Origin of the sequence: Phenylobacterium sp., from assembly GCF_031181185.1 — a bacterium.
Taxonomy (GTDB): domain Bacteria; phylum Pseudomonadota; class Alphaproteobacteria; order Caulobacterales; family Caulobacteraceae; genus Phenylobacterium.
On sequence record NZ_JAPSKZ010000262.1, the window covers coordinates 1 to 3,495 of the forward strand.

The window sequence follows — 3,495 nt, forward strand, 5'->3', positions numbered from 1 at the left end:
TACCAGCGGTTATAGCCGTAGCGCCGGTCGTCATCCCGCCGCTCCCACCGGATCTGCATGGCGAGCCGGTCGAAGCGCCGGTCCAGCATGGCCATCTCACGCGGGGTCAGGCCGTTGCGGCTGTAGCGGTACTCCATGCGAGCGATCTCGTTGAACTCGGCCCGCAGGCGAGCCGCTTCGCGCGGCGTCAGCTGGCCGTTGCGCAGGCCGTTCTCGATGCGACGGTCGAGCTGCATCTTGCGACGCTCGATGTGCACCCATTCGCCGCGGTCGTCGTACCAGCCCTGGCCGCCGAACCAGCCCTGAGCGGCCGCCGCGCCGGCGCTGGCCGAAGCTGTGATCGCAGTGGCGGCCGCAAGGGCCAAAGCAAGGGTTTTCATAGCCTTTCTCCTCAATTCGGTCCCTCTGATTGGCCGTCAAAACCACCAAATGGGGATTTGGTTCAGGCGCGATCACGAGGCCGTGATCGCCGGACGACGCGCTTGGCGGTTGACCGGAGGACATATCCAGCACCCACAGTTGCGCCTCGGCAGCCGACGCCTTCAGGGACAAGCGGCATGGGCACGGTCGACGGCGGCGGCGGCGTACGGGCAACCCTGCGCGCGCGGGAGGCGGTGGCGATCACCGTCGGCATCGTGGTCGGCGCCGGGATCTTCCGGACGCCCTCCCTGGTCGCGGGCGCAGCTGACAGCGCGGGCGCGGTGCTGCTGGCCTGGGCGGCCGGCGGGCTGGTCTCGCTGGTGGGCGCCCTGTGCTATGCCGAACTCGCCTCGACCTATCCGCACGCGGGCGGCGACTATCATTACCTAGCGCGCGCCTTCGGGCGGCGGCTGGCCTTCCTCTACGGCTGGGCGCGGCTGGCGGTGATCCAGACCGGCTCGGTGGCCCTCTTGGCCTTCGTCTTCGGCGACTACATGAGCGAGCTCGCACCGCTAGGGCCGTTCTCATCGGCCCTCTATGCGGCCGGCGCGGTGGTCGGCATCACCGCCATCCAGTGGATCGGCGTCCGGGCGGGCGCGGGCGCGCAGATGTGGCTGACACTGGCCGAGGTCGCGGGGCTCGTGGCGGTGATCGTCGCAGGCCTGCTGGTCGCCCCGGCCGCCGGTCCGTCCCCGCCGCCGGCCGAGACCAGCGCGCTGGGCCTGATGATGGTGTTCGTCCTCCTGACCTTCGGCGGCTGGAACGAGGCGGCCTATGTCTCAGCCGAGCTGAAAGACGCGCGCCGCCGCATGGCCCCGGTCCTGCTGGGAAGCCTGGCGCTGATCACCCTGCTCTACCTGCTGGCCAACGCCGCCTATCTGCGCGCCTTGGGCCTCGGCGGCGTGGCGAAGTCGGACGCCGTGGCCGCCGAGCTGATGCGGATCGCCTTCGGGGCGCCGGGGGCGGTCGCCGTAAGCGCGATCGTGGCGGTGGCCGCGCTCACCTCGGCCAATGCGACGGTGTTCACCGGCGCGCGCACCGCCTGGGCGCTGGGCCGCGACAATCCGCAGCTGGCGGCGCTGGGCCACTGGCATCCCGACGCCGCCACGCCGCGCAACGGGCTGCTGCTGCAGGGGGCGGCGGCGCTGGCGCTGGTGGCGATCGGCGCCTTCGCCCGCGACGGGTTCCGGCTGGCGGTGGAGTACACCGCGCCGGTGTTCTGGGGCTTCTTCCTGTTGGTGGGCGTGGCCCTGTTCCGCCTGCGCAGGATCGATCCCGCCGCCGATCGGCCATTCAAGGTCCCGCTCTACCCGCTGCTGCCGGCGCTGTTCGTCGCCACCAACGCCTACCTGCTCTACTCCAGCCTCGCCTACACCGGCCGCGGGGCCCTTCTGGGCCTCGCGGTGCTTGCGGTCGGCGGGCTGCTGCTGATCCCGCTTCGCACCCGGAAGGAGGACTCGCCATGAAAGCGTATCTGTTCGCCGCCGCCCTCGCCCTGATCGCCTGCCAGGCCCCGCCCGCCGTGCAGGAGGCCGACGCCCAGCCCGCCCCCGCCAGCAAGCCGCCCGAGCGTGGTCCCGACGTCATCTACGTGCCGACGCCGCCCGAAACGGTCGACGCCATGCTGAAGCTGGGCGAGGTAAAGCCCGGCGACGTGCTCTACGACCTGGGCTCAGGCGACGGCCGCATCCCGATCGCCGCGGCCAAGCAGTTCGGCATCCGCGCCGTCGGCATCGACATCGATCCCAAGCGGATCGAGGAGGCGAACGCCAACGCCAAGGCGGCGGGCGTCACCCACCTGGTCACCTTCCGCAACGAAGACCTGTTCGAGGCCGACTTCCGAGAGGCCACCGTCGTGACCCTCTATCTGTTGCCCAGCCTCAACGAGAAGCTGATGCCCAAGCTGCTCAGCGACCTGAAGCCGGGAACGCGGATCGTCAGCCACGCCTTCCCAATGGGTCAGTGGGAGCCGGAGCAGACGGTCAATGTGCCGGCCGGCGGGGTGATCTACCGCTGGACCGTGCCGGAGAAGAAGGCGCGCTGACGCGCTTACAGGCGTAACCAAAGAAACTTTCTTTGGATCGTTGCGTTTCCATCGGCGACGATTATATTAAGAATCGCTCGCAAGAAGGACTGCAGCATGCGCCTCGCCGCCAAGACCGCCAGTTGGTCCGTGACCCACATGATCGTGGCGATCGCCGTGGCCTATGCGCTGACCCGGGACTGGCGGGCGGCGCTGGCCGTTGGTCTGATCGAACCCATTTTCCAGACCATCGCCTTCGTCCTGCACGAGCGCGCGTGGATGAAGCTCGCGCCCGCGCGCGTTCCCGCCTCGAACGGAACGCCGCGCGCACATGCGTGATTGGGCGCTGAAGGAGATCTCGAACATGGCCGACAAGGACACTGTGACCGGGCTGTCGAAGCTGCTCGCCGACACCTACGCGGTCTATCTGAAGACCCACGGCTATCACTGGAACGTCCGCGGCCCGAACTTCCACTCGCTGCACGCCATGTTCATGGAGCAGTACACCGAGATGTGGCAGGCGATCGACGAGATCGCCGAGCGGATCCGGGCGCTGGGCGAACTCGCGCCGCAGGGCTACCGCAGCTTCGGCAACCTGTCCGGCATCCAGGACGGTGATCCCAACAAGGACGCCGCCGGGATGCTGAAGGAGCTGATCGGCGACCACGAGGCGCTGATCAAGACCGCACGGGCGGCGCGCGAAGGCGCCGACGACGTCACCGCCGCGGTGATCGACGACCGCATTCAGGCCCACGAGAAGCACGCCTGGATGCTGCGGGCCTCGCTGGGCTAGCCTCAGCTACAGACCGAACGGCCAGGTCTCCTCGGCGCCGTCCTCGTCGGGCGGCGGCGGCGCGGTGGCGAGCGGCGTGACAGCGCGCGTTTCATCGAACCAGACCCAGGCGTCGAACTGCTCGGCCAGCCGCGACTCGGCGTAGTGGCTCCACCGTTCGGTTTCGGGCCGGTAGATGACGCCGATGAAGCGCTCCAGCCTGGGCTCCGCCAGCGTCTCGCGCAGGTCGTCGTGCACGCCGGGCCTGAGGTCCAGCAGG

6 protein-coding genes are annotated in these 3,495 nt (G+C 69.4%); 4 read left to right on the forward strand and 2 right to left on the reverse strand.

Going from position 1 to position 3,495, the window contains the following annotated elements; all coding sequences use genetic code 11:
* Positions 1-380: hypothetical protein (locus RIF93_RS19420; RefSeq protein WP_309093093.1), on the reverse strand; the 380-nt coding region annotated here is incomplete at its 3' end.
* Positions 381-557: 177 nt separating this feature from the next.
* Between RIF93_RS19420 and RIF93_RS19425 the strand changes: the two genes are divergently transcribed.
* The 4 genes from RIF93_RS19425 (at position 558) to RIF93_RS19440 (ending at position 3,236) form a co-directional block, all read left to right on the forward strand.
* On the forward strand, positions 558-1,886 hold the full coding sequence (locus RIF93_RS19425; protein WP_309093094.1) for an amino acid permease: 1,329 nt from the start codon (positions 558-560) through the stop codon (positions 1,884-1,886).
* Positions 1,883-2,464, forward strand: coding sequence for a class I SAM-dependent methyltransferase (locus tag RIF93_RS19430; protein WP_309093095.1), 582 nt, complete (start codon positions 1,883-1,885; stop codon positions 2,462-2,464). Before RIF93_RS19425 ends, RIF93_RS19430 begins: the two co-directional genes overlap by 4 nt.
* 96 nt (positions 2,465-2,560) lie before the next feature.
* Positions 2,561-2,782: a DUF2061 domain-containing protein gene (locus RIF93_RS19435; RefSeq protein ID WP_309093096.1), complete on the forward strand. Its 222-nt coding sequence runs from the start codon at positions 2,561-2,563 to the stop codon at positions 2,780-2,782.
* On the forward strand, positions 2,775-3,236 hold the full coding sequence (locus RIF93_RS19440) for a DNA starvation/stationary phase protection protein (RefSeq protein ID WP_309093097.1): 462 nt from the start codon (positions 2,775-2,777) through the stop codon (positions 3,234-3,236). The genes RIF93_RS19435 and RIF93_RS19440 overlap by 8 nt, the downstream gene beginning before the upstream one ends.
* Before the next feature lie 6 nt (positions 3,237-3,242).
* On the opposite strand, the gene RIF93_RS19445 is transcribed toward RIF93_RS19440, so the two are convergent.
* Positions 3,243-3,495 (reverse strand): erythromycin esterase family protein (locus RIF93_RS19445; protein WP_309093098.1); only part of this gene is annotated, 253 nt, incomplete at its 5' end.

What these genes read in the sequence shown, in the direction of transcription:
- RIF93_RS19425 (WP_309093094.1), top strand. Translation starts at nt 558, where the DNA reads ATGGGCACGGTCGACGGCGGCGGCGGCGTACGGGCAACCCTGCGCGCG.
- RIF93_RS19430 (WP_309093095.1), top strand. Translation starts at nt 1,883, where the DNA reads ATGAAAGCGTATCTGTTCGCCGCCGCCCTCGCCCTGATCGCCTGCCAG.
- RIF93_RS19435 (WP_309093096.1), top strand. Translation starts at nt 2,561, where the DNA reads ATGCGCCTCGCCGCCAAGACCGCCAGTTGGTCCGTGACCCACATGATC.
- RIF93_RS19440 (WP_309093097.1), top strand. Translation starts at nt 2,775, where the DNA reads ATGCGTGATTGGGCGCTGAAGGAGATCTCGAACATGGCCGACAAGGAC.